Here is a 22,356-nt window from a genome sequence, read left to right as displayed (position 1 = left end):
GGCGATCAGGCGGCGATCCGCTCCGGCTTATCCTCGCTCGCGGCCGGCTCCGGCCTAGCGGGGTCCCGGCTGGCGCGGAAATGATCGAGGATGCTGTCGCCTAGACCGTCGAGCACGAGGTCGGTCGCGGCCTGGACCTCCGGGTCGACCTCCTCGGGCCGGTACCAGGCCAGGATCTGCTCGGGCAGCGCGTCGAGGATCGCGCCCACCGGGTTGACCGGCTCGGCCTCGGCAGGGCCGTCCGCGGCGTCGGCGATCGCCACGACGACCGGGGTCGCCGTATCGGTCTCCTCCGCGAAGGCGGTCCGGCGCTGGCTCTCCAGGGCGGCGCGCCACGCGGCGTCGGCGGCCTCGGCCTCCCGGCGGGCGGTCTCGCGCGCTAGTGCCTGGGCGGCGATGGCGCGGGCCACCTCGCGCGCCTCGTCGCGGGCCGCCTCGGCCTCGTAGCGGTTGAGCAGCGTGATGACCGGGTGCATGTCCGGATCCGACAGGTCGCCGCAGGCTCCGATGGCGGATTCGATGAGGCGCCGCGACAGGCCGGTGCCCCGGACCGGGGCCGCCGCGCGGGCGAGTTCATGCCAGGCGGAGAGCGCCGCCTGCATCGCCGGCAGGAGCGCTTCGGGCAGCCCGGCGCGGTCGTGCAGGTCCGCGAACAGGCGCGGGTCGCGCATGGCCCGGGCGACCCCGGCATGATCCTGCCCCGACAGGTCGGCCAGGGCGGCGAGCGCGAAGTCCGTCCGGCCCGAGAGCACGGCGCGCAGGATCAGGCCCGCGGTCAGCTGCCGGCTTGCGCGCAGATGGGTCACCAGCCGCGTCACGGCGGCCGCGCCGAAGCCCTCGCAAGCCTCGAGCGCGACGCGCTCGCCGGCCTCGCGGCTCATCCGGTCCAAGCGCTCGGCGCCGAGCCAAGCGCGGTCGGTGACGAAGTCGGTGAGCGCCCGCGCCACCGCGATCCCGAGGGCATGGCGCACCTCCGGCGGTAGGTCGGCGCGGGCGAGGAGCGCCTCGCGCAGGGCGGCCTCGTCGCCGCGGCGCTCGATCATGCGCAGCATCCGGCCCGCGGTGATCTTCGCCGTCGGATTGGCCGCGAGTACGACCAGCGTGTCGGTCTCGCCGATCTCCGCCAGGGCGCCCGCGACCGCGTGCGAGAGGTGGTGCCGGGCGGCGATCACCGCGCGGGTGGCCTCGTCACCGAGGGCGGCCGCGTCCACGAGGTCGGCGTCGGTGAGGACCGGCGAGCGGGCGAGCACCGGCCGCGCCACCTCGGGAACGTCGGAGGACAGAGCGACGACCAGCGGGCGCGGCGCCCGCGCCGAGGCCGCGCAGGTCTCGGCGAGCGCCCGGCGCACGAGCGGCGACGGGTCGTCGAGGAGCGCGAGCAGCGCGGTCTTGGCCTCCCAGGCCGCGTCGGCGCCCAGGTCGCCGTAGAGGTAGGTCCGGGCCAGCGTCGCGGTCGCCTCGGCCCGGCGCTCGGCCGAGGCGTCCTGCGTCCAGGCCAGAAAGTCGCGGATGATCATCGACCGCTCCGGGGGGCGAACAGGCTGGTCCTGCTGCCGGACATGGACGCCGCGGCCGCGAGTTCCGCGGGTCGGCGGGGCGGCAGCGGCGGATTGAGGAGGGCGGCGCCCGGCGGCGTCGCCGCCGGTCCCGCCGTTGCGCCCGCGACGGCACCCGTGACGGCGGGCTCCGCGACGGCGACGCGCGGTGGCGGCTCGGCGTCGGAGCGCGGGAAATAGGTCGGCGCCGCGTGCTGCACCGGCGCGGCGCTGTTGCGCGCCTGCCAGAGACGGGCCGCGGCGTCGGAGGCCGCGCCGCGCTGGTCTGTCTGGAACAGGCTGCGCAGGTCCGAGGTCCCGCCGAACGCGGTCGCCGCGCTGGCGTAGGCCGAGACGGCCTGCGGCGCCGCGGCGCCGTCCTGGCGCAGGCCGGTCAGGTCGGTGGCGGCGGCGCCCTGGGCCGCCGCCGAGAGGCTGGCGTAGAGTTCGGCGGCGCTGCGCGGCCGGCCGGCGCGGTCGTAGAACAGCGCCCGGTTGGCACCGGCCGCCTCCGGCAGGTCGAGGGCGGCGGCGCGCTCGGGGAAGGCGCGGGCGGTCGAGATCAGGGCGGCCGCGCCCTTCGCGCCCAGCACGTGGGCCGCATAGAGATCGCCCGCGGTCGGCTCGCGGCCGAGGGCGCCCGTGAGGGCGTCGGCGTTCTGCTGGGTCAGAGCGCCGGCCAGCGTCGCGGAGATCTTGGGATCGCGGCGCAGGTCGAGGATCGCCTGCCGCTGGCCCGCGTCGGGAACCGTGTAGGTGCCGTCCGACTGCCGGGTGATCGCGTCGGCCTGCGCCTGCAGGCCGAGCCGCGGCCCGGCATTCTTCATCACGCCGAGCCAGGTCTGCTCGATGAACTGGAACAGGCCGGTGGCCGAGGAGGTGCCGGCTTTGGCGGCGGGATCGAGGGCGGATTCCCGCCGCGCCGTGGCGAGGAGATAGTCGAAGCCGACGCCGCTCGCCGTCGCCCCGTCGCGGATGGCCTGGACCACCGGCCCGGAGGCGGGCGTGCCCGGCAGCGCCCGCGCCTGGGGCGGCGGGCTCTCCGGTGGGCTCGACGGCGTGGTGAACAGGAACATCCGGGCGGGCACGGTGCTGGAGACCGCCCGAACCTGCGCCCGCTATGGTAAACAAGTCCTCAATCGGCCGCGCGCGACCGGTTCCTGTTTCAGGACCCGGTGAACTCCCCCGCGCCCTTCGGCCGGCGCATCTGGAAGCGCGTGTCGGCGGTAGCGTGGAAGTAGTCGAAGTACCCGCCGCGCATGATCGGGTGCATCGCCGCCGTATCAACCATTCCGTCCGCGACGTACCGCTCGTCGACGTAGATCGACACCACCTGCCCGATCACCAGGAAGTTCTCCGCCTCCCCGCCCGAGAGGGGCACCAGCGGCACGGTCTGGAGCCACCGGCACTCCAGGGCCGCCGGCGAGGCGGCCACGCGCGGGGGCCGCACCTTCTGCGAGGGCGCGGTCTCCAGGTTGGCGAAGGCGAACTCGCTCGTTCCGCGCGGCAGCGGCGCCGAGGAATCGTTCATCCCGTCGCGCAGGTCCCAGGTGGCGAGACTGCAGACGAATTCCTGGCCCTCCTCGGCGAAGGTCATCGCGTCCTTCCGGCCCGAGGAGGAGAACGCGACCATGTTGTCGGCCACGGCGTTGAAGAACGAGTAGGGCGCGAGGTTGAGCGCGCCCGCGCGGTTCATGGCGCTGATCCAGCCGATCGGTCGCGGCGCGACGATGGCCTTCAGCGGGTTGTGCGGGAGGGCGCGCGACTCGCGCGGCAGGTCGAGGTCGTAGTGCACGGCCGGTCCCTTCACAGGTAGGTGACGATCTCGTCGAGGGCCGGCCGCGGCCGGTCGGAGGGCACCTCGCGCGCCCGGCCGATATGGACGAAGCCGGCGAGCTTCTCGGTGGGCGCGAGGCCGAGGGCGTCGAGCACGCGGCGGTCGTAGGCGAACCACTCGGTCAGCCACGACGTGGCGAAGCCGGCGGCGTTCGCGGCGATCACGAGGTTCATGGTGGCGGCACCGGCGGAGAGCACCTGCTCCCAGTCCGGGATCTTCACGTGCGGGCCCGCCCGCGAGACCACAGCGACGACGACCGGCGCGTGGGTCAGGCGGGCGCGTTCCTGCGCGAGCCGCTCGGGCGCCGCGTCGGGATTGTCGGCCGCGAAGGTCGCCGCGATGACCTCGCCCACCTTCGCCCGGGCCTCGCCGGCGATGACGATGAAGCGCCAGGGCGCGAGCTTGCCGTGGTCGGGCACCCGCGAGGCGGCCGTCAGGATGGTGTCCAGCTGCGCCCTGTCGGGCCCGGGCTCGTCCAGCAGCGCCGGCGGCACCGAGCGTCGGGTCTTCAGGAGATCGAGGGTGGCGGTCATGCGCTCCGTCCCGGTATCGCGTCCCGACCGGGATGTGGCATGCGTGGGCCGCCGGTGGAAGAGCGGCCTTGCCGCCGCCACGGTCGGGCGTCAGAGGCAGGCCCGGACGATCCGGTGTCGCGACCGGCGAGACGAGCAGAGAAGGGCCGACCGATGCGCATGAGGCTTGCAGCGACCGCGCTGGCGATGCTCGCCGCCGGCCCGCCGGCCGCGCTCGCGCAGCAGGACCCGTTCCAGAACCGGCTCGGCGGCGCCCTGCCCTCGCCGTCGATCACGACCCCGAACCTGCCGCCGTCCCTGCCCCCGGCCGAGCCGGACGCGCAGCTGTCCCTGTCGGCGCTCCTGTCGGGACCGGGCACGGCCCTGCGCCAGGGGCTCGCGTGGCGGATCTACGAGGATCGCGGCGACGGCACGCGGCCGTCGATCGTCGCCCGCTCGACCGAGGCCGAGCCGCATTTCACCCTCGCGCCGGGCGCCTACGTGGCGACCGTGACCTACGGCTTCGCCAGCGCCTCGCAGCGGATCGTGATGGGCGGGCAGCCGACGACCGACACGCTGCGGGTGGCCGCCGGCGCCCTGAAGCTCGCGGGCGCCGTGGGCGACCAGAAGATCCCGCCCGGTCAGGTGATGTTCTCGGTCTTCGTCCCGGTCGGGACCAATTCCGAGGGCCGGCTCGTGCGCGCCGGAATCAAGACCGGCGAGCTGCTGCGCCTGCCGGAGGGCACGTACCACGTCGTCTCGACCTACGGAGAATCGAACGCGATCCAGCGCGCGGACCTGCGCGTCGAGAACGGCAAGGTCACGGAGGCGACACTCAACCACCGCGCCGCGACGGTGACCCTGAAGCTCGTCGCCGCTCCCGGTGCCGAGGCCTTCGCGGGCACCGCCTTCTCGGTCCTGACCCCCGGCGGCGACACGATCCGCGAGGCGATCGGCGCCTTCCCGCAGGTCACCCTGGCGGAGGGCGACTACGTGCTGATCGCCCGCCACGACGGGCAGGTTTACACCCGCGAGTTCAAGGTCGAGAGCGGGCTCGACCGCGACATCGAGGTCGTGGCGAAGTCCGGCTGACGCTCCCGGGCCGACAACTCCGCGCCGTTCTCAGGCGAAGCGCCGCGCCAGCGCCACGCAGGCGGCGACGGCCAGCGCTGCGGCGATCATCGCCGGCTCGATCCGCTCGCCGAGGACCATCGCGGCCACGCCGAGGCCCAGGAACGGCTGCAGCAGCTGCAGCTGGCCGACCGACGCGATGCCGCCACGCGCCAGGGCGCGGTACCAGAACACGAAGCCGATGAGCATGCTGAACAGCGCGACGTAGCCGAGGCCCGCCCAGGCCGGCAGCGGGATCGCCGCCAGCTCGGCCGGCCGGAGCAGAAGCGCGAGGGGCAGGCTCACGGGCAGCGACAGGACGGTGGCCCAGGCGATCACCTGCCAGCCGCCCAACCGGCGGGCCAGGACGCCGCCCTCGGCGTAGCCGAGCCCGCAGAGCAGGATCGCGGCCAGCATGAAGGCGTCGCCGGGACCCGGCGGACCGTCGAGCCCCCGCGCGGCGAAGCCGACCGTGACCAGCGCGCCGGTAATCGAGAGCAGCCAGAAGACCGGTGACGGCCGCTCGCCGGAGCGCAGCGCGCCGAACAGGGCGGTGGCGAGGGGCAGCAGGCCGACGAAGACGGTGCCGTGCGCGGCGCCGACCGTGCGCAGGGCCAGCGCGGTGAGGAGCGGGAAGCCGACCACGACGCCCGCGGCCACGATCGCGAGCGCCGGGAGATCGGTCCGGCGCGGACGCGCCTGCCGGAGCGCCAGCAGGGCGGCCGCGCCGGCGAGGCCGGCGAGCGCCGCCCGGGCCGCGCTGAGGAACAGGGCGTCCATGCCGGTCAGCGCGAGGCGCGTCGCGACCAGCGACGCGCTGAAGATCGCGACGCCGATGAGGCCGTCCACCCAGGCGCCGGTCGCCGGTCCGCGCGTCGTCTCGATCACTCCCCCCGCCACGGATGTCCCCTCCCGATACGTGCGGGTCCCGGCATGCCGTGCCGGGGCGCGGTCGGCCAGGAACGGTCGGGGCGCCGCCGGCCAATCTGTCCCGGTCGATCTTCGATACAGTTGGCCACCCTGTTCACCGCGCCGGAGCCTCGTGAGGGGTGTCGCCGCGCGGGTCGCGCGCCGGCCGAAGGTTCCATGTTCCGCGCATTAACATTTCCGTGCAGTCGCGGAACGATGCGCCCGAGGCGGCCATTTCAGACCACCCATACCGGGCCACTGGAGTACACCATGCGCCGCCTCGTCATCGCCACCTTCGCCGCCGCCGCCCTCGCCGGGCCCGCGCTCGCCGCCAACGAGGCGCCGCAGACGGTCGCGCCCAAATTCGAGACCGTGCCGCAGGACGCGGTGCTCAGCTACAACCTCATCGGTCTCAACGTGACCGACGCGCAGAACAACACGGTCGGCGAGATCAAGGACCTCGTGATCGATCACGGGAAGCTGGCCGGTTACATCGTCTCGGTGGGCGGCTTCTTCTGCCTGGGCGAGCGCTACGTGGCGGTCTCGCCGAGCTCGATCGCGCTCGGCTACGACGCCGACGCGAAGAAGTGGAAGGCCATCATCGGCGCCAGCAAGGACCAGCTGAAGGCGGCGCCGGAGTTCAAGTACGAGGGCAAGTTCAAGCGCTGAGGCGCACCGCCGCGGCCGGGCCCAGCGCCCGGCCGACCCGGCGCCCCGCACTCAGACGGAGGCGTCGAGGGCCTGTCGCGCCAGGCGGGCGACGAGGGCCTCCCGCTTGGCCTGGTGCAGCACGATCCGCGCCGCGGCCCGCGCGTTGGACGCGCGCAGCTCGGCCCGCGGGCCGCCGTCGCGCAGGGCGCGCCACGCCAGAGCGCGGAACCAGCGGACGTTGGCCAGCGCCGCCGCCCTGCGGCTAAGCGGCCCGCCGACATCCAGCGGCTTCTCGAGTGTTCCGGACGTCATGGTCTCGATCCTGAAGCGCGACTCGCCGCTTGTCCGATTATGGAACAACAGATGGCGATTCCACGGGAGCTGAGCAATAGTGTTGCCAACGTGAACTCTTGAATCGAGCGCGAAGACTGCGCATCCACGAAATGAGGTAGTCCCGCCCCGGGACGGCATCCGGCGACGGGGCGCCCCGCGGCGGGCGACCCGGCGGGAACGCCGTGGCGGGGACCCGACTTCCCGGAACGGAAAGCCGGTGCGGCGCCGATCCGGGCCGGTCGATCTGGAGAGCCGGTCGCGTGCCGACGATTTTCGATGCCCATACCTTCGCCCTCACGGCGCATGCGGGTCAGCTCGACAAGGGCGGCGAGCCGTGCATGCGGCACCTGGAACGCGTCGCGAACGCCGCCCAGACCCGGGCCGGTCACGCCCGACTCATCGACGGGCTCGACATCGACCCGATGCGAGTCATGCAGGCGGCGCTCCTGCACGATGTGCTGGAGGACACGCCGCGTACGGCGGCGGACCTCCGCGCCGCCGGCTTCGAGGCCGACATCGTCGAGACGGTGACGCTTCTCACGAAGCCGCAGAGTCGGATCGCGTATTCCGAGCGGATCACCACCCTGATCGCGGCCGGCAACCTCGCCGCGCTGCTGATCAAGATGTCCGATACCGAGGACAATCTCTGCCCGACCCGGATCCCGCCCAACGCCGCGTTCCTGCGCGAGCGCTACGCGACGGCGTTCGAGCGCCTGAAGGCGGCGGCGGCGGCGCGCGGGTACACCGGCCGCTGAGCACCAACCCAGGCGGGGAACATTCGCGCGAGCGTCCGGTAGTCCTGCAACGCCCGGGCTGACCGCCGAGGTTCCGGACCCGGGGATGTGAGTGCCGGAGAAGCGCCGATGACACCGTCGACCCGTTCACCCGCCGCGATCAGCGACGAGGGGCGCCACGCCCGCGACCGCGGCGATCCGATCACCGCCAACCCCTATCCGGCGGATTCGGAATCCTGGGCCACCTGGGATCGCGGCTACCGGATGCCCGACGAGCAGGCGCGCGCCGCCACCCCGGCTGCGGTCCGGGAGGATGCGCCACCGGAAGCATCGTGATCCGGGACCCGTGCCGGGCGGTCGGCGACGCGGTCGGAACAGCGGCGGTGGCGCGGGGTTGCCCGCACGATCGGTAACGGCTCCGCGAGCGCGATTGCCGGACCGAGAGGGAGATCCGCCATGAAGGTCACGAGTCTCGCCATCGCCGCCCTCCTCGCGGCCGCGATTTCCGCCACGGCAGCAGAGAATGCCGGCAGCGCGACCAGCCGGTCGGGCACGGCCAACAGCACCGGCCCGAGCGACGCGGGGTCCGGCTCGACACCCGGCGCCGCCGGGAGCGGCCCGTCGACCGGCTCGATGAGCCGCTCCGGCACGACGAACAGCACCGGTCCGAACGATGCCGGATCCGGCTCCAAGCCGCCGGCCGGCGGCCGCTGACCGGACCGCGTCGCGCAGCGAGCGGCGCGGAGATCCTGTTTGGCGATATCGCCAAACAGGATCTCCGCGCCCTCACACGCCAAAGGGAGGATCCATGCCGCTAGGCACCCGCATCGCACTCGCCGCCCTTCTGCTGCTCGGCCTCGCCGCCTGCGACGACAAGCAGGCGCAGAACAACACGCCGACGAAACCCGACTCCACCAAGATGGAGCCGCAGACCGACCAATCGGCGCCGAACACGCAGAAGCGCTAGAGCCGTTCCCGAACGGGGCAGGTGCGGACGGGGAGGCTCGCCGAGCCGCCGCTGTTCGTTACGCGGGTCCGTTGCCTCTGTGGCGGAGGCCACACGTCTCCGCGGCCCGACCGGGGAACCCGGTCATCCGGACCGTCGCGACACCTCCGGGGTCGGCACCGGCGACGGCCGGGCATCCCGGGCGGTCAAGTCCGGATCGGCGAGGGACTTGTCTCGGATTGGCCGGTGGTTGCGCCGGTCGGCGGATCGCCGGACGGGTCGGCGATCAGCGGTACGGCGGCGCCGAAGCCGAGAGCCGCCTCGACGAGGATATCGTCGAGCGCGTCCGCGACCCACACGGCGCTGTCGAGGACGGATGTCAGGATTCGAGTCATCGGCACCTCCCTCCCGCATCCCGGGTCGCCGCCGCCGGACGGCGGCGACCCGGGATGCGGTCTTCAACCGGTTCGCACCCGCCGTCTCAGACGAAGTGCATCGGGAGGGCACGGTCCAGGATCTCGACGTAGGTCCCGGCGAGAACCGCGACGGTGGCGGCGGCGACGGCCGTGGCGAGGGCGAAGCGGGCAACGAGGGTCATGGAAGTCTCCATCAGGTCCGCGACTGTGTTCGCGGTGTGACCCTGATGTAAGCTCAAGCTTTCCCCGCCGAGGTGCTGCGGCACACCCCGGCGATGAACTGGCCGGAGCGGCCTATATCGCCGGGCTCCTCAGTCGGCGCGTCAGGCGGCGCGCACGGTCGCGAGGAACCGACCGACCTCGGCGGACAGGTGCTCGGACTGGCGCGACAGCTCCGAGGCCGCGCCGAGAACCTGGCTCGCCGCCGCGCCGGTCTCCTCCGCGGCGCCGGCCACGCCGGCGATGTTGCTGGTCACCTCGCCGGTGCCCTGCGCGGCCTGGGTGACGTTGCGGACGATCTCCTGCGTCGCCGCGCCCTGCTCCTCGACGGCGGCCGCGATCGAGGTGGCGACGCTGTTGATCTCGCGGATGCGCCCGGTGATCGTCCCGATGGCGGAGACCGCCTGACCGGTCACGCCCTGGATCCGGCCGATCTGACTGGAGATCTCCCCGGTCGCGCGGGCGGTCTGCTCCGCCAGCGCCTTCACTTCGGAGGCGACGACCGCGAAGCCGCGGCCCGCCGCGCCCGCGCGGGCGGCCTCGATCGTGGCGTTCAGCGCCAGGAGGTTGGTCTGACCGGCGATCGAGGAGATCAGGCCCACCACGTCGCCGATCTTGGCGACGGCGCCGCTGAGTTCCTGGACGAGGGCGCCGGTCTCGTCCGCCTCGCCGGCGGCGGAGCGGGCCAGCTCGGCCGAACCCTGGACCTGGCGCCCGATCTCCTGGACGGAGGCGCCGAGTTCCTCGGCGGCGGCCGCGACGGTGCTGACGTTCGAGGCGGCCTCCTCGGCGGCGGCCGCGACCGCCCCCGACTGCGCCGAGGTCTGGCCTGCCATGGCCGACATGGAGCTGGCGGTGGCCTGCAGCTCGGTCGCGGAGGCCGAGACCTGCCCGACGATGCCGCCGACCGCCGCCTCGAAGCTGTCGGCCATCTGGCGCATGCCGATCCGGCGCTGCTCCTCGGCGGCGAGGCGCGCCTGCGCGGTCTCGGCCTCCAGCGCCTTCATCTGGATAAGGCCCTGCTTGAACACCGCGACGGCCGACGCGATGGTGCCGATCTCGGTCTTCTCGCCCTGATGCGGGATCTCGGCCGACAGGTCGCCGGCGATCAGCGCCTGCATCGGCCGCACCACCGCGGCGATGCCGCGGGTGACGCCGAGGACGATGATCACGCCCGACAGAGCGGAGATCGCCACGGCGAGAGCGATCGCGACGAGGCTCACCGTCCAGGTCTCGTTGAAGACGGCGGTGCCCTGGGCCTGCGCGGCATCGGCGCCGGCGTTGTTGATGGCGATCAGCTTCTCAAGGGCCTTGGAGGCGGCGCGGCGCGGGATGAGGCCCTTCGTCTCGTAGAGCTGATAGGCCTCGGTCTTCTTCCCGGCCCGCGACAGGTCGACGACGTCGTTGCGCACCGCCTTGAAGGTCTGAGATTCCTGGTTGAACGCGTCGAAGAGCGACCGCTCTTCGGGCGAGCTGAGCAGGCCCTTGTAGACGGCGACCCGGTCGGCCAGCTTCCGGTCGAAGCTATCCATATCCTTCTCGATGCTGGCGAGCAGCGCCGGATCGGTCGCCTGCGTGTGCCGCAGGAGAAGGCCGCTGCTGCGGGCGGTCAGCGTGTCGATCTCGCCCAGCGCCCGAATGCTCGGCAGCCAGTTCGTATCGATCTCGACCGCCTGCTCACGCAATTTGCGCGTACTCACGAGCCCGAGCACGCCGAGCCCGATCACGAAAACGGTCAGGACCGAGAAGGCCACGACCAGCTTTGTACGAATGGAGACACTCTGTAGCGACACGGCGGCCTCGACGCAGCCGAATAGAACAATTCCGCAGCTGCACGGCGCATAATTAGCGAAATGTATTTAATATCCGCTAATCAGACCTTCCCCTGCCTCGCGGGCTGTCGCTCGCCGTCTCACGGAGGGATGCCGGTTTCGCGGCATGGATCTCCGCGGCGGCGCCCGGGGGGACGCGGGGCGGCACCCCACGGGCTCGCCCGCGCCCGAGGCGCCTGCCGGTGTGCCTATCGGGCCGCCGGTTGGGGCATCTTCACGATTTTGCCGTCGGGCAGGATGATGTCGCCCGGGCTCTGTCCGGCCGCGCAGGGACCGATGTAGGTGGCGTCGATCACCATCTGGCGTCGCACGGGCTCCTTGGCGTTCGGCATGCCGGTCAGCGTCGTATCCACCTCCATGTGGATCTTGCTGTTGAAGTCGCCGCTGATCTCGGTCGTGCCCGCGGCCGAGATCAGGCCGAGCTTGCACTCGGTCTCGCCCTTGTAGCCGGTGCTCGTCTTGACGATGGTGCGCTTCGCGCAGTTCTGGCCGCCACCGAACGCGGCCTGCGCGATCTGATCGGTCTTCTCGTCGATGCATTGACGCGCGGTCGTGTTGCCGTCGGGCGACGTGGTCTTGCTCTCCCACAGGCCGGCCTTGCGTGCCGGCAACGTCTCGGCGGAGGCCACACTGGTCATCACGGACAGAATCGCCGCAATCCCGATACCGGCGGTACGTGCTCGCATGGATGATCCCTGGCTCTGACGCGACTCAGACGCCGCAACGGGGTGTGGCTAACCGATGCGATACAGGCGAACAAGTCGATCCTGGACCAGCGTTCGCTCCGGAACACTAGAAGGGATCGGCACTTCGGCCGCGGATACGCGGCGTGAGCGGTCCGAATGCCGGGATGATTGAGGGGAGGTTTCGCCCGGGTTCGACCCGGCGGCGATCCGGCTCACACCGCCCGCTTCAGGCCGACCGCACCGGCGCCGAGACGCGCCTCGATCACCTGCACGATGTACTCGGCGTCGCGGCCGACCGCGCCGAAGCGGCCCGAGCCCCAGGTGTTCAGCCAGGGCAGGCCGATGAAGGAGATGCCCGCCTCGGCCGTGACGCCGCGCCTGTGCTTCGGCTGGCCGGCGCCGTTGAACACGGACGCGTCGAGCCACCGGAAATCCGGCGCGAAGCCGATGCACCAGACCACGCTGGCGATGCCGGACCCTTCGAGGGGGAGCGCCGTGACCGGCTCGCCTGGCTCCCAGACCGGCGCGTAGGGCGCCTGGACCGGCGCCGCGATGCCGGCCGCGTCGATATGGGCGTCGATGGCCGCGTTGATGCCGTTGTAGGTCCGGTCGGCTTGGTCGAGCGCGGGCCGGAGGTTGTCCCGGAAGCGGAGCGCGCCCGCCGCGTAGTCCTCGAGGACGCCGTAGAGCGCCATGCCCTCCAGGGCGAAGCGGCGCAGGTCGATGTCCCGGCCGCCGTCGCGACCGGTCACGTAGTGGTTGGTGTTGTCCCGGACGCCGTCGCGCAGCGGGTGATCGTCGACGGTCTTCTCGTAGTAGCCCATGTCGGCGAGCCACGCGACGACGTCGCGGCCGCGGTAGAAGCGGGCGCAGCGGGGCGCGTCGCCCACGGCGAGATGTACCTGCCGTCCGGCGAGATGCAGGTCCTCGGCGATCTGCGCGCCGGACTGCCCCGAGCCGACGACCAGGACCGCGCCGTCGGGCAGCTGCGCCGGGTTCCGGTACTGATTCGAGTGGATCTGGGTGATCGCGGGCGGCAGCTTCTCGGCCATGCGCGGGACGATCGGCGTGTGGTAGCCGCCGGAGGCCACCACGATCTCGTCCGCGGTGTAGTCGCCCTCCGAGGTCCGGACCGCGAACACGCCGTCGTCGCGCCGCGCCACGCGCGTGACCGCCACGCCCTCGCGGAGCGGCGGCCTCACCTTAGCGACGAAGGCCTTCAGGTAGGCGACGATCTCGTCCTTCCTCATAAACCCGTCCGGGTCCGGCCCGTCGTAGGGGTGGCCCGGCAGGTCGCACTGCCAGTTCGGGGTGACGAGGCAGAACGTGTCCCAGCGCTGCGTCGCCCAGGTGTGCGCGGCCGTGTGCTTCTCGAAGACGAGGTGCGCGATGCCGCGCTGCTTCAGGTGGTAGCTGACCGAGAGGCCAGCCTGGCCGCCGCCGACGACGGCGACGGGAACGTGACGGGTCGTTGTCGTCATGGCTGCAACTCCGTGAAGGCTGCCGCGCCGCGGGCGCAGGCGGCGTAGGCGTCGCGGTGACGCGTCGCGCAGGCGCGCCAGGAATGGGCGGCCGCGCGCTCCAGCCCCGCCGCCCGCAGGCGGGCGCGGGTCCGCGGTTCCAGCGCCGCCGCCATGGCGGCGGCGATGCTGTCGGGGTCGGCGGGGTCGACGAACAGCGCGTCGGCCGGCGTCAGGTACTCGGTGAAGGGCGGCCGGTCGGAGACGATCGCCGGCGTTCCGCAGGCCATGGCCTCCAGAACGCAGAGGCCGAACCCCTCGGTCCAGGACGGGAAGGCCAGCAGGTCCGCGGCCCGGTAGAGCGCCGGCATGTCGGCCTGCGCGACGGGCCCCGTCTCGATGACGGCCGCGCCGCGGCCCACCTCCAGACCCGCGGCGACGAGGGCCGCGCGGCAGCGTTCGCGGTAGCCGGCGTGGTCGAGGAGCGAGGCTCCGCCCGCGACGACGAGCTGGGCATGCGGGTGGCGCGTCCGCAGGCGCGCGAACCCCGCGATGATGCCGAGGCTGTTCTTGCGCTCCTCGAGGCCGCCGACGCTGAGGACGATCGGCCCCGCGCCGAGCCCCCAGCGCGCCCGCAGAGCAGCGTCGCCCTCCGCGGCCGCGGGGCGATAGACCGACAGGTCGACCCCGTTGCCGACGATCCCGGCCTCGGCGCCGATCGCGTCCCGAATCCAGTCGGCCCACAGGCGGCTGACGCAGAGCAGCCGGCCCGCCTCGCGGATCGCGCGGTCCTGCCAGCCCGCGAGGACGGGGTCGGCGAAGCTGTCGACGTGGTGGACGGTCCGGACGAAGCCCGGGATCAGGCGCCGGTGCTTCAGGGTCGCGAGGGCGTTGCCGCCGATGCCGTCATGGGCGTGGAACACGTCGAAGTCGCGGGCCGCCGGGCTCGCGAAGTGGCGCAGGTAGTCGTGGATGCGGGCCCGCACGAGGTCGACCGTCCCGCCCGCGACCGGCTCGGCGGCGACCGCCACGGTGGGGCAGGACGCGTCCCGGAAGAACCCGCGGCCGGACGGGTCGGGCGCGTGGACCACCGCCGCGTGACCGAGTTCGCACAGGGCCTCGGCGAGGGCGAGGCAGTGGGCGACGCCGCCGCGCGGGTTGGTGGAGTGGGTCAGGAGGGCGACGCGCAGCGGCTTCACGGCGTCGCCCCCGGGCCGTCCCTGCCGCAGCCGATCAGCGGGCCGGCGGCGAAGTCCCAGACGACGGCCTCGGCGCCCGAGGCGTCCCGCACCCGGACGGCCCGGCCGGCGTCGAGGCCCCCGATCCGGGCCGCCGCGATGCCGCGCTCGGCGAAGCGCGCGGTGACGGCCGCCGTGCGGTCAGGGCGGACGCTCACGAGGTAGCCGAAGCTCGGGAACGCCGTCAGCCAGCGCGTGAGCGGGACGTGGTCGGGCCGCGGGATCGCGTCGAGGTCGATGACGCCGCCGACGCCGGAGCATTCGAGCAGCATCAGGGCCGTACCGACGATGCCCGCCATGCTGATGTCCTTGGCGGCGCCGGCCAGGCCGTCCTCGGCGAGGCCCGGCAGCAGGGCGAGGTCGCCGCGCAGCCGTGCGCCCGGCGCGCCGGTGGAGGCGTCCCAGTAGGGGTGCGGATCGCGGAAACGCCCGCGCAGGTCGATGGCGGCGACGAGGTCGTCGCCGGGCGCGGCGTCGAAGCTCGTCAGCAGGCGCGGTCCCGCCCGGCCGAGCACCGCGACCGCGAGGTTGCCGGCGGCCGCGCGGGTGTTGGTGTGGCCGCCGACCACCGGGACGCCGTAGAGCACGGCGGCGTCGGACAGGCCGGCCAGGATCGGGTCTGCGGCCCCGGCGTCCCGGGCCCAGAGGGCGTCGACGACGGCGAGCGGGCGCCCGCCCATGGCGGCGACGTCGCTCAGGTTGACCATGATCCCGCAATAGCCCGCGAAGTACGGATCGTCGGCCACGAAGCTGTCGAGGAAGCCCTCGATGGCCAGCAGCAGGTGCCCGTCGCCGTCGGGGATCGCCGCGCAATCGTCGCCGACCGGCACGGCCGCGTGCCGGCTCCCGAGCCCGAGCCGCCGCACCACCGCGTCGATGTCGCGCTTGTGGCCGACCCCGCGGGCCTCGCGGATCTGGCGGGCCAGCGCCCGGACGTCGATCCCGGCGGTCACGCGGCCCTGCGGAAGGTGAGGAGGCCGTGCTCGGGATCGTGCATCGGCGGGTAGGCCGCGAGGTTCGCCTCCATCAGGCGGTGGGGCCGCCCGTGCAGGTCCAGCGCGTCGAGGCTCTCCCAGTGCAGGGCCTCGAACAGCGCGACGTTGCCCTCTTGGACATGCGCGAGGAAGCGGGTGCAGCCCCGCGCGTGGGCCGAGGACACCGCGACCCGGATGAGGCCGGTGCCGAGGGCGGCGGCGCTGCGGAACGGTTTGGCGACGGCGAGGCGCGAGCCCCACCACGTTCCCGGGCGCGCGCCGTCTTCGTGGATCCGCACGGTGCCGACGACGGCGTCCGCGTCGCCGCCGAGCGTCGAGAGGGCGCAGACCGGGATGGCGTGCGCGTCGATCGCGTCGCGATCGTCCGCCCTGAAGATCCCCTGCTCCGCGCAGAAGACCTGCCGCCGCAGGGCCGCGCAGGCGCGCCGCTCCCAGGGCGCGACCGCGAATTTCACCCGGAAGTGGCTGGGCCGGTACGGCGGAACGGGGTCGAACATCAGGCCGCCTCCCCGGCGCGCTCGTAGGTGGAGAGCGCCGAGCAGGCACCGCACCGGCCGCAGCCGGCCTTGATGTCGGTGGAGCGCAGGTTCGCCCGCCCCAGCATCTCCGCGAGCGGCTTCAGGACGGCGTGCATGAAGTCGGGCCCGGGGGCCGGATGGCTCTCCAGCGGCGTGCCGGAGATCGGCACGAAGGGCACCACGAACGGGTAGACGCCCACCCCGATTAGCCGGTCGGCCATCGCGAGGATCGCCTCCGGCGCGTCGCCGAGGCCGGCGAGGATGTAGGTGGAGACCTGGCCGCGCCCGAAGACCGGGACAGCGGCCGCGAAGGCGTCGTAGTACCGCTCCAGCGGTACGCCCGCCTTGCCGGGCATGATCCGCGCCCGCACCTCGGGCGTGACGGCCTCGAGATGCATGCCCAGCGCGTCGATGCCCGAGGCCTTCATCCGCTCGAACCAGCGGTCGTCGTCGGGCGGCTCGCACTGGGCCTGGATCGGCAGGTCGACGGCCACCTTCACCGCGAAGGCGCTCTCGCACAGGATCGCGGCGCCGCGGTCGGTGGCGTTCGGCGTGCCGGTGGTCATGACCATGTGCTTCACGCCGTCGAGCAGCACGGCGGCGCGGGCGACCTCGGCCAGCTGCTCGGGCGTCTTGCGGGCCACCGTGCGGCCGGCCGCCAGAGACTGGCCGATCGAGCAGAACTGGCAGGTCTTCGCGCGGCTCTGGTAGCGGATGCAGGTCTGCAGCACCGTGGTGGCCAGCACGTCGCGCCCGTGCAGGACGGCGATCTTCGCGTAGGGCACGCCGTCGAAGGTGGAGAGGGCGTAGAAGCGCGGGCGGCCCGGGAAGGTGACGTGGCCGACCACGACGCCCGCGTGCTCGATCACCGCGATCCCGTCCGCGTCCGGCGGGCGCACGAGGAAGGGCGAGTCGAATGCGGCCTCGGTGTGGACCGGCACCATCACGGTGCGGCCCGCGATGGTCATCGCCTTGTGGTCCGAGGGGCCGGCGCCGCCGCGGCGGCTCGGCGCGCCGGCGCGGCTGTCGGCGAGCCTAACGCCGCAGGATTGCAACGCGTTGATCAGGCGCTCCGTCGGCATCCCGATCAGGCCCGTCGGGGCCGGTGAGGATATGGGACGGCGCGTCGGAAGCGGGCTGCTGCTCATGGTCGGGGCTCCGGGGGGCGGTCTGCGAACGGGCCGGCCGCTGCACGAAGGCGGCCGGGCGGTCGTCGTGGAGCAGGCTGAGGAGCTCCGGCCGCGCGTAGTGGCCGACCGAGTCCATCATCCGCTTGCGCTTGGTCACCAGCGCGAGATCCATGTCGGCGATCAGGATGCCCTCGCCCGGTCCCAGGGGATCGGCGAGGTGCTTGCCCTCGGGCGACACGATGGCGGTGCAGTTCCCGCCGCGGCAGGCGCCGCGCAGGCGCTCGTCCGGGCAGACCTGCGCGACCTGCGCGTCGGTGAGCCAGCCGGTGGCGTTGACCACGAAGCAGGCCGCTTCCAGGGCGTGGTGGCGGATCGTCACCTCCATCTGGTCGGCGAAGATCTGGCCGACGAGGGAGCCCGGGAACTGCGCGGCGTGGATCTCCTCGTGCCGCGCCATGAGGGCGTAGCGGGCGAGCGGGTTGTAGTGCTCCCAGCAGGCGAGCGCCCCAACGCGGCCGACCGCCGTCTCCACCACGGCGAGGCCGGCGCCGTCGCCCTGCCCCCAGATCATGCGCTCGTGGTAGGTCGGTGTGATCTTCCGGCGCTTGAGCTTCAGGGCGCCGTCCGCGTCGAAGATCAGCTGCGCGTTGTAGAGCGATCCGTGATCGCGCTCGTTGACCCCGACCACGATCACGGCCCCGTGGCGCCGTGCGGCCGCGGAGACCGCCTGCGTCACCGGACCCGGCACGGCGACCGCGCGCTCGTAGAGGCGCAGGTGCTCGGGCCCCTGGAGCGCGGGCGGGAGAACGAACGAGAAGTAGGGATAGTAGGGCACGAAGGTCTCGGGGAAGACCATGAAGCGCGCGCCCTTGGCGGCGGCCTCGTCGACGGCGTTGAGCACGCGCTCCAGGGTGCCGTCCGGGCGGTCGAGGTCCGGCGCGATCTGGATCGCGGCAGCCCGCACGATCCGGGTCTCTAACATGGGTAGTCCTCCGGCTGAGCCAGCGGCTGCGCGCGTCGCGCGCGGCCGCCGGGGGCGTTGGCGCGGTCGTCAGACGGTCCAGGTGTCGATGATCACCGCGTTGTCGCGCTTGTGCAGGAGAATGCAGTCGAGCACGTCGAGGGGGTTGATCATGCGAATACCCTCGATGAAGGCCGCCTCGCTGTGCCCGTACAGGGCCTGTGTCGAGAAGCGGCAGGCGTAGACCTTGCCGCCCTCGGCCATGAACTTCTCGAGCTGGTTGTTGAAGTTGAGATGGCCCGGGAACGCCTCATCGCCGAGCCGGGGGAACCCGCGCTGGACCCCGAGGGTGATGCCCGGGCCGTAGAGCAGGATCGAGGTCTCGAAGCCCTTGCGCTGCAGGCGGGTGGCCTGGAGCAGGTTGACGAGGCCGATCGAGCCCTCGAACGCGACGGTGTGGAAGGTGACGAGGGCCTTCTGGCCGGGTTCGGCCTTCACGTCCTCGAAGACCTTCTCCTCGTAGTCGACCAGGACGTCGCCCTTCTTGTGCGGCTCGCGGTTCACGGCAGGCATTGCTCACGCTCCTCGATGGTCTGACCCGCGGCAGGGGGTGCTGCGCACGTTCAGACAGTCGGATGGCAAGCCATGTGCCAGATCGGAGCCGTCAGGAATGCATTCAATAACGCGCCCTGCGATGCATACAATGATGCGATCAATAGAGCGAAGTCGATCCGCCCAGGTCTACTGGACGACGCACAATTCATCATCAGGATTTGCGCACGTCGTCACCAGATGGCGCGCGCTTCGGCGACGAATATTGTACGCATTGCACGCATAGGTCGCGCCGTGATAGGCCGTCACGCGCCCGGTACGGCGCTTGCAAGCCATACAATCGATCATTGATCGGTTCTCAGGTCGCGGGTGCTGGACGGATGAAGGCTGGCGGGCGGGGAGGACGGTCGGTCGACCGGGGCGACGCGGCCGGTATCTGGACGCCGGACCTCAGGCGCTGGGGCAAGCCCCATTACTTGGCCATCGCGGACGCGCTGGCGGACGACATCCGGACCGGCCACCTGCTTCCGGGCACGCGCCTGCCGACCCAGCGCGCGCTCGCCGCCACGCTCGACCTCAACTTCACGACCGTGTCCCGCGGCTACGTCGAGGCCCACAGGCGCGGCCTGATCGAGGGCCGGGTCGGCCGGGGCACCTTCGTGGTCGACCCGGCGGACGCCGCCCGCACCGCTGGGCCGGCCCTTCCCCGGCGGCCGGGACCGGTCGACTTCACCATGAACCTGCCCCCGGAACCCGACCTGCCCGGCCTGCGGGCCCGCATGCGGTCGTCCTTCGCGGAGCTCTCGGGGGATCTCGCCGACCTCCTGCGCTACCAGGGCTTCGGCGGGACCGAGGCGGACAAGGAGGCCGCGCTGCGCTGGCTCGCGGGTCGCGGGATCGCGGCGGCGCGCGAGCGCCTGCTGATCTGCCCCGGCGCGCACAGCGCCCTGTCCAGCATCCTGGGACAGGTCGCGCAGGCGGGCGACACGATCTGCGCCGAGCGCATCACCTATCCGGGCATCCGGACCCTCGCGGCGCACCGGGGCCTGCGCCTCGTCGGCCTGCCGATGGACCGCCACGGGCTCGACCCCGACGCCTTCGCGGCCGCCTGCACGCGGGGGGCGCCGAAGGCGCTCTACCTCAATCCCCTGCTGCAGAACCCGACCACCGCGACCCTGTCCCGCGCCCGGCGCGAGGCCGTCATCGCGACGGCCCGCCGCTACGCGGTCACCATCATCGAGGACGACGCCTACGCGCGCATCTGCCCGGCACCGCCGCCGAGCTTCGCCGAACTGGCGCCCGAGATCACCTATTACGTGGCGGGCGTCGCGAAGTGCCTGGGCGCCGGCCTTCGCCTCGCTTTCCTAATCGCCCCGAACGCGCGGGCCGCCCTGCCCCTCGGCGACGCCCTGCGCGCCGCCACCGTGATGGCGTCGCCGATCTCGACCGCGCTGACGACGCGCTGGATCACGGACGGGACGGCGGACGCCATCGTGGATTTCGTCCGCGCCGAGTCGGCCGCGCGCCAGAGCCTCGCGGCCGCGCTGCTGCCCTCCGAGGCCTACGTCGCGGACCCGCACGCCTTCCATGTCTGGATCACCCTGCCGGCGGGATGGACGCGCTCGGCCTTCGCCAGCCAGGGCCGCGCGGCGGGTCTCGGGGTGGTCGGCAGCGACCCCTTCTGCGTCGCGGGGACGCCGCCCGAGGCCGTCCGCCTCTGCCTCGGCGGCCCTTCGACCCGGCAGCAGATCGCCCACGGGCTGGAGAGGCTGGCCCACGCCCTGGACGGCTCGCCGGCGCTGGCCTCGACCTACATCTGACGGAGCCGGCCGCGTCCCTTCGACCGCGGGCGTCGGGTCGGTCGAATCGTGTCGGCGCGTGGCATCCAGCTGCATCGCGTCGCGGTGCGCCGATCCGGTAGCGAAGACCAGAAATCTTATTCTGCGTTAGCATATGAACTTCCGTGCAACCTGAGAGCATGACGGCGCCGGATCTCGGCGTCGAAATCCGTACCCTCGATTGTATATTCTACGGTCACTGATATCGAAGATTGCGTAAAAATTTACTCCTCTGGTAGTTTTGCACTATCTCACACCCCCTCAATCTCGAACTATTGTGTCGTTCAGATTTAAGTCATCGTTCACGATTGTGCGCAATCATTATGCGAGGCCGTCATGCCGTGACAGTAAATCAGCGGCAGATCCCAAGAAGAACCGCGTGTTCGCACTCGGGATCCCGGCAATGACAAGAAGGGATGGGATCATGCTCGGCGCCCTGCGCGGTCGTGAAGGTCTGGCGGCGAAATTCGATGCCCTCGACCGCTCACAGGCCGTCATCGAGTTCGAGCCGGACGGCACCATCATCACGGCCAACGCCAATTTCCTGACGATGATGGGCTACGCCCTGCCCGACATCCGGGGCCAGCGCCACGCACTGTTCGTGGAGGCGGCGCACCGGGACAGCCCGGCGTATCACGCCTTCTGGGACGCCCTGCGGCGGGGCACCTGTCAGGTGGCCGAGTTCAAGCGGATCGCCCAGGGCGGCCGCCACGTCTGGGTGCAGGCGAGCTACAACCCGGTGCTCGACCGCTCGGGCCGCGTCGTGAAGGTGGTCAAGTTCGCGTCGGACGTCACGGCGCAGAAGCTGCTGATGCTCGACTATGCCGGTCAGATCGCGGCGCTGCACCGGTCGCAGGCCGTGATCGCCTTCGATCCGACCGGCACGATCCTGGAGGCCAACGGCAACTTCCTCGAGACGATGGGCTATCGCCTGGAGGAGATCCGGGGCCAGCACCACGGCGTGTTCGTCGACTCGGCCGAGCGGTCGAGTGCCGGCTACCGCGAACTCTGGGAGCGTCTGGGCCGGGGCGAGTTCGTCGGCGGCGAATTCCGCCGCATCGCCAAGGGCGGCCGCGACGTCTGGATCCAGGCGACCTACAACCCGATCCTCGATGCCAGCGGCTGCGTCCTCAAGGTCGTCAAGTTCGCCGCCGACATCACCGCGCAGGTCCAGGAGCGCCACCGGCGCGTCGCGGCGCAGCGGGCGATCGGCGTCGACCTCGACGCGATCGGCACCGCCGTCGAGGGCGCCAGCCGCCGGACCGCGGAGGCCGTCGACCTCGCCGGGCGGGTGTCCGGCGACATCCAGAGCGTGGCCTCGGGCGCCGAGGAACTGTCGGCCTCGGTGGGCGAGATCAGCCAGCAGGTCAGCCACGCGGCGCGGATGGCCGGCGAGGCCGTCGAGCAGGCCCGGCACACCAGCACCATCGTCGAGGGCCTGAGCGGGCAGGCGGCGCAGATCGGCGACGTCGTGACCATGATCCAGGGCATCGCGGCCCAGACCAACCTGCTCGCGCTCAACGCCACGATCGAGGCGGCCCGGGCCGGGACCGCCGGCAAGGGCTTCGCGGTCGTGGCCTCGGAGGTGAAGGCGCTCGCCGAGCAGACCGCCAGGGCCACGGATCAGATCCGCGACCAGATCACCACGACGCAGGCGACCACACGCGAGGCGGTGTCGGCGATCGGCTCGATCCAGGGCACGATCCGGGCGCTCGACGAGATCTCGGCGGCGATCGCGGCGGCCGTGGAGGAGCAGTCGGCGGTGACCCAGGAGATCTCCGGCAGCATGCACACGGCCTCCCGCGGGGTCGGGACCATCGCGGGCGGCATGGCGGCGATCGCTCAGGCCAACGAGCAGGTCGACGCGGCCACCCGCCAGGTCCGGGAAGCCGCGCGCGCCGTCGGCTGAAGTCGCCCGCCCCGGTTCCGGGCGCGCACCGGCGC

At 72.4% G+C, this 22,356-nt stretch carries 24 protein-coding genes; 8 read left to right on the top strand and 16 right to left on the bottom strand.

The features are described 5' to 3' along the window. Positions 1–5: 5 nt before the first annotated feature. The 4 genes from BMY19_RS04865 to BMY19_RS04850 form a co-directional block, all read right to left on the bottom strand. Positions 6–1,517 carry a DUF2336 domain-containing protein gene (locus tag BMY19_RS04865; RefSeq protein WP_100251032.1) on the bottom strand — a complete coding sequence of 504 codons (1,512 nt, stop codon included), beginning with the start codon at positions 1,515–1,517 and terminating at the stop codon, positions 6–8. After that, a complete protein-coding gene (locus tag BMY19_RS04860; protein ID WP_100251031.1) occupies positions 1,514–2,611 on the bottom strand; it encodes a lytic transglycosylase in 1,098 nt (365 codons plus the stop codon). Before BMY19_RS04860 ends, BMY19_RS04865 begins: the two co-directional genes overlap by 4 nt. Positions 2,612–2,700: 89 nt before the next feature. Next, complete coding sequence (locus BMY19_RS04855; RefSeq protein ID WP_100251126.1) at positions 2,701–3,330, bottom strand: flavin reductase family protein; 630 nt, start codon at positions 3,328–3,330, stop codon at positions 2,701–2,703. Positions 3,331–3,341: 11 nt separating this feature from the next. After that, complete coding sequence (locus BMY19_RS04850) at positions 3,342–3,905, bottom strand: nitroreductase family protein (protein WP_100251030.1); 564 nt, start codon at positions 3,903–3,905, stop codon at positions 3,342–3,344. A gap of 153 nt (positions 3,906–4,058) precedes the next feature. Here BMY19_RS04850 and BMY19_RS04845 point away from each other — a divergent pair, with 153 nt between their 5' ends. Beyond that, the gene (locus BMY19_RS04845; protein ID WP_100251029.1) at positions 4,059–4,976 is read left to right on the top strand and encodes a hypothetical protein; all 918 of its coding nucleotides are present in this window, start codon (positions 4,059–4,061) and stop codon (positions 4,974–4,976) included. A gap of 30 nt (positions 4,977–5,006) precedes the next feature. On the opposite strand, the gene BMY19_RS04840 is transcribed toward BMY19_RS04845, so the two are convergent. Next, a complete protein-coding gene (locus BMY19_RS04840) occupies positions 5,007–5,894 on the bottom strand; it encodes a DMT family transporter (protein WP_210186915.1) in 888 nt (295 codons plus the stop codon). A gap of 279 nt (positions 5,895–6,173) precedes the next feature. Here BMY19_RS04840 and BMY19_RS04835 point away from each other — a divergent pair, with 279 nt between their 5' ends. Continuing rightward, positions 6,174–6,572, top strand: a complete 399-nt coding sequence (locus BMY19_RS04835) for a PRC-barrel domain-containing protein (RefSeq protein ID WP_100251027.1) — start codon at positions 6,174–6,176, stop codon at positions 6,570–6,572. 51 nt (positions 6,573–6,623) lie between these two features. On the opposite strand, the gene BMY19_RS04830 is transcribed toward BMY19_RS04835, so the two are convergent. Further along, positions 6,624–6,866, bottom strand: a complete 243-nt coding sequence (locus tag BMY19_RS04830) for a hypothetical protein (RefSeq protein WP_100251026.1) — start codon at positions 6,864–6,866, stop codon at positions 6,624–6,626. Between the two features lie 281 nt (positions 6,867–7,147). On the opposite strand from BMY19_RS04830, the gene BMY19_RS04825 reads away from it, so the two are divergent. The 4 genes from BMY19_RS04825 (at position 7,148) to BMY19_RS30780 (ending at position 8,588) form a co-directional block, all read left to right on the top strand. Beyond that, positions 7,148–7,642 (top strand): HD domain-containing protein, encoded by a 495-nt coding sequence (locus tag BMY19_RS04825; protein ID WP_020091629.1) that lies wholly within the window; start codon positions 7,148–7,150, stop codon positions 7,640–7,642. Between the two features lie 108 nt (positions 7,643–7,750). Then, on the top strand, positions 7,751–7,957 hold the full coding sequence (locus BMY19_RS04820; protein ID WP_020091628.1) for a hypothetical protein: 207 nt from the start codon (positions 7,751–7,753) through the stop codon (positions 7,955–7,957). Between the two features lie 120 nt (positions 7,958–8,077). Then, positions 8,078–8,335: a hypothetical protein gene (locus BMY19_RS04815; protein WP_100251025.1), complete on the top strand. Its 258-nt coding sequence runs from the start codon at positions 8,078–8,080 to the stop codon at positions 8,333–8,335. A gap of 94 nt (positions 8,336–8,429) precedes the next feature. Further along, positions 8,430–8,588, top strand: coding sequence for a hypothetical protein (locus BMY19_RS30780; protein ID WP_165923055.1), 159 nt, complete (start codon positions 8,430–8,432; stop codon positions 8,586–8,588). A gap of 185 nt (positions 8,589–8,773) precedes the next feature. On the opposite strand, the gene BMY19_RS04810 is transcribed toward BMY19_RS30780, so the two are convergent. The 10 genes from BMY19_RS04810 to BMY19_RS04760 all read right to left on the bottom strand — a co-directional run bounded on the left by BMY19_RS04810 (position 8,774) and on the right by BMY19_RS04760 (position 18,595). After that, positions 8,774–8,962 carry a hypothetical protein gene (locus BMY19_RS04810; protein WP_100251024.1) on the bottom strand — a complete coding sequence of 63 codons (189 nt, stop codon included), beginning with the start codon at positions 8,960–8,962 and terminating at the stop codon, positions 8,774–8,776. 344 nt (positions 8,963–9,306) lie between these two features. Further along, positions 9,307–10,995 carry a methyl-accepting chemotaxis protein gene (locus BMY19_RS04800; protein ID WP_100251023.1) on the bottom strand — a complete coding sequence of 563 codons (1,689 nt, stop codon included), beginning with the start codon at positions 10,993–10,995 and terminating at the stop codon, positions 9,307–9,309. Between the two features lie 227 nt (positions 10,996–11,222). After that, positions 11,223–11,720, bottom strand: a complete 498-nt coding sequence (locus BMY19_RS04795) for a DUF3617 domain-containing protein (protein ID WP_170862906.1) — start codon at positions 11,718–11,720, stop codon at positions 11,223–11,225. A 212-nt stretch (positions 11,721–11,932) separates the two neighbouring features. Further along, on the bottom strand, positions 11,933–13,201 hold the full coding sequence (locus tag BMY19_RS04790) for an MSMEG_0569 family flavin-dependent oxidoreductase (protein ID WP_100251021.1): 1,269 nt from the start codon (positions 13,199–13,201) through the stop codon (positions 11,933–11,935). Next, complete coding sequence (locus tag BMY19_RS04785; protein ID WP_100251020.1) at positions 13,198–14,379, bottom strand: MSMEG_0565 family glycosyltransferase; 1,182 nt, start codon at positions 14,377–14,379, stop codon at positions 13,198–13,200. Before BMY19_RS04785 ends, BMY19_RS04790 begins: the two co-directional genes overlap by 4 nt. Further along, positions 14,376–15,371 carry a sll0787 family AIR synthase-like protein gene (locus BMY19_RS04780; protein ID WP_100251019.1) on the bottom strand — a complete coding sequence of 332 codons (996 nt, stop codon included), beginning with the start codon at positions 15,369–15,371 and terminating at the stop codon, positions 14,376–14,378. The genes BMY19_RS04785 and BMY19_RS04780 overlap by 4 nt, the downstream gene beginning before the upstream one ends. After that, the gene (locus BMY19_RS04775) at positions 15,368–15,913 is read right to left on the bottom strand and encodes an MSMEG_0567/Sll0786 family nitrogen starvation N-acetyltransferase (RefSeq protein ID WP_100251125.1); all 546 of its coding nucleotides are present in this window, start codon (positions 15,911–15,913) and stop codon (positions 15,368–15,370) included. Before BMY19_RS04775 ends, BMY19_RS04780 begins: the two co-directional genes overlap by 4 nt. Further along, the gene (locus tag BMY19_RS04770) at positions 15,910–17,013 is read right to left on the bottom strand and encodes an MSMEG_0568 family radical SAM protein (RefSeq protein WP_100251018.1); all 1,104 of its coding nucleotides are present in this window, start codon (positions 17,011–17,013) and stop codon (positions 15,910–15,912) included. Before BMY19_RS04770 ends, BMY19_RS04775 begins: the two co-directional genes overlap by 4 nt. Next, positions 16,967–18,043 (bottom strand): Nit6803 family nitrilase, encoded by a 1,077-nt coding sequence (locus BMY19_RS04765; RefSeq protein ID WP_100251017.1) that lies wholly within the window; start codon positions 18,041–18,043, stop codon positions 16,967–16,969. The genes BMY19_RS04770 and BMY19_RS04765 overlap by 47 nt, the downstream gene beginning before the upstream one ends. A gap of 69 nt (positions 18,044–18,112) precedes the next feature. Then, positions 18,113–18,595, bottom strand: a complete 483-nt coding sequence (locus tag BMY19_RS04760; protein WP_020091615.1) for an MSMEG_0572/Sll0783 family nitrogen starvation response protein — start codon at positions 18,593–18,595, stop codon at positions 18,113–18,115. A gap of 359 nt (positions 18,596–18,954) precedes the next feature. Between BMY19_RS04760 and BMY19_RS04755 the strand changes: the two genes are divergently transcribed. Then, a complete protein-coding gene (locus BMY19_RS04755) occupies positions 18,955–20,394 on the top strand; it encodes an aminotransferase-like domain-containing protein (protein WP_100251016.1) in 1,440 nt (479 codons plus the stop codon). 442 nt (positions 20,395–20,836) lie between these two features. Next, positions 20,837–22,321: a methyl-accepting chemotaxis protein gene (locus tag BMY19_RS04750; RefSeq protein ID WP_100251015.1), complete on the top strand. Its 1,485-nt coding sequence runs from the start codon at positions 20,837–20,839 to the stop codon at positions 22,319–22,321. Positions 22,322–22,356: the final 35 nt, after the last annotated feature.

Origin of the sequence: Methylobacterium sp. UNC300MFChir4.1, from assembly GCF_900110155.1 — a bacterium.
Taxonomy (GTDB): domain Bacteria; phylum Pseudomonadota; class Alphaproteobacteria; order Rhizobiales; family Beijerinckiaceae; genus Methylobacterium.
The sequence above is the reverse complement of the archived record's forward strand: the minus strand, read 5'-3'. Positions and strand labels throughout refer to the sequence as shown.

Coding starts and splice junctions, on each gene's coding strand:
- BMY19_RS04865 (WP_100251032.1), bottom strand. CDS start 1,517: ATGATCATCCGCGACTTTCTGGCCTGGACGCAGGACGCCTCGGCCGAG.
- BMY19_RS04820 (WP_020091628.1), top strand. CDS start 7,751: ATGACACCGTCGACCCGTTCACCCGCCGCGATCAGCGACGAGGGGCGC.
- BMY19_RS04815 (WP_100251025.1), top strand. CDS start 8,078: ATGAAGGTCACGAGTCTCGCCATCGCCGCCCTCCTCGCGGCCGCGATT.
- BMY19_RS04795 (WP_170862906.1), bottom strand. CDS start 11,720: ATGCGAGCACGTACCGCCGGTATCGGGATTGCGGCGATTCTGTCCGTG.
- BMY19_RS04845 (WP_100251029.1), top strand. CDS start 4,059: ATGCGCATGAGGCTTGCAGCGACCGCGCTGGCGATGCTCGCCGCCGGC.
- BMY19_RS04830 (WP_100251026.1), bottom strand. CDS start 6,866: ATGACGTCCGGAACACTCGAGAAGCCGCTGGATGTCGGCGGGCCGCTT.
- BMY19_RS04835 (WP_100251027.1), top strand. CDS start 6,174: ATGCGCCGCCTCGTCATCGCCACCTTCGCCGCCGCCGCCCTCGCCGGG.
- BMY19_RS04770 (WP_100251018.1), bottom strand. CDS start 17,013: ATGCCGACGGAGCGCCTGATCAACGCGTTGCAATCCTGCGGCGTTAGG.
- BMY19_RS04755 (WP_100251016.1), top strand. CDS start 18,955: ATGAAGGCTGGCGGGCGGGGAGGACGGTCGGTCGACCGGGGCGACGCG.
- BMY19_RS04850 (WP_100251030.1), bottom strand. CDS start 3,905: ATGACCGCCACCCTCGATCTCCTGAAGACCCGACGCTCGGTGCCGCCG.
- BMY19_RS04750 (WP_100251015.1), top strand. CDS start 20,837: ATGCTCGGCGCCCTGCGCGGTCGTGAAGGTCTGGCGGCGAAATTCGAT.
- BMY19_RS04790 (WP_100251021.1), bottom strand. CDS start 13,201: ATGACGACAACGACCCGTCACGTTCCCGTCGCCGTCGTCGGCGGCGGC.
- BMY19_RS04765 (WP_100251017.1), bottom strand. CDS start 18,043: ATGTTAGAGACCCGGATCGTGCGGGCTGCCGCGATCCAGATCGCGCCG.
- BMY19_RS04810 (WP_100251024.1), bottom strand. CDS start 8,962: ATGACTCGAATCCTGACATCCGTCCTCGACAGCGCCGTGTGGGTCGCG.
- BMY19_RS30780 (WP_165923055.1), top strand. CDS start 8,430: ATGCCGCTAGGCACCCGCATCGCACTCGCCGCCCTTCTGCTGCTCGGC.
- BMY19_RS04860 (WP_100251031.1), bottom strand. CDS start 2,611: ATGTTCCTGTTCACCACGCCGTCGAGCCCACCGGAGAGCCCGCCGCCC.
- BMY19_RS04760 (WP_020091615.1), bottom strand. CDS start 18,595: ATGCCTGCCGTGAACCGCGAGCCGCACAAGAAGGGCGACGTCCTGGTC.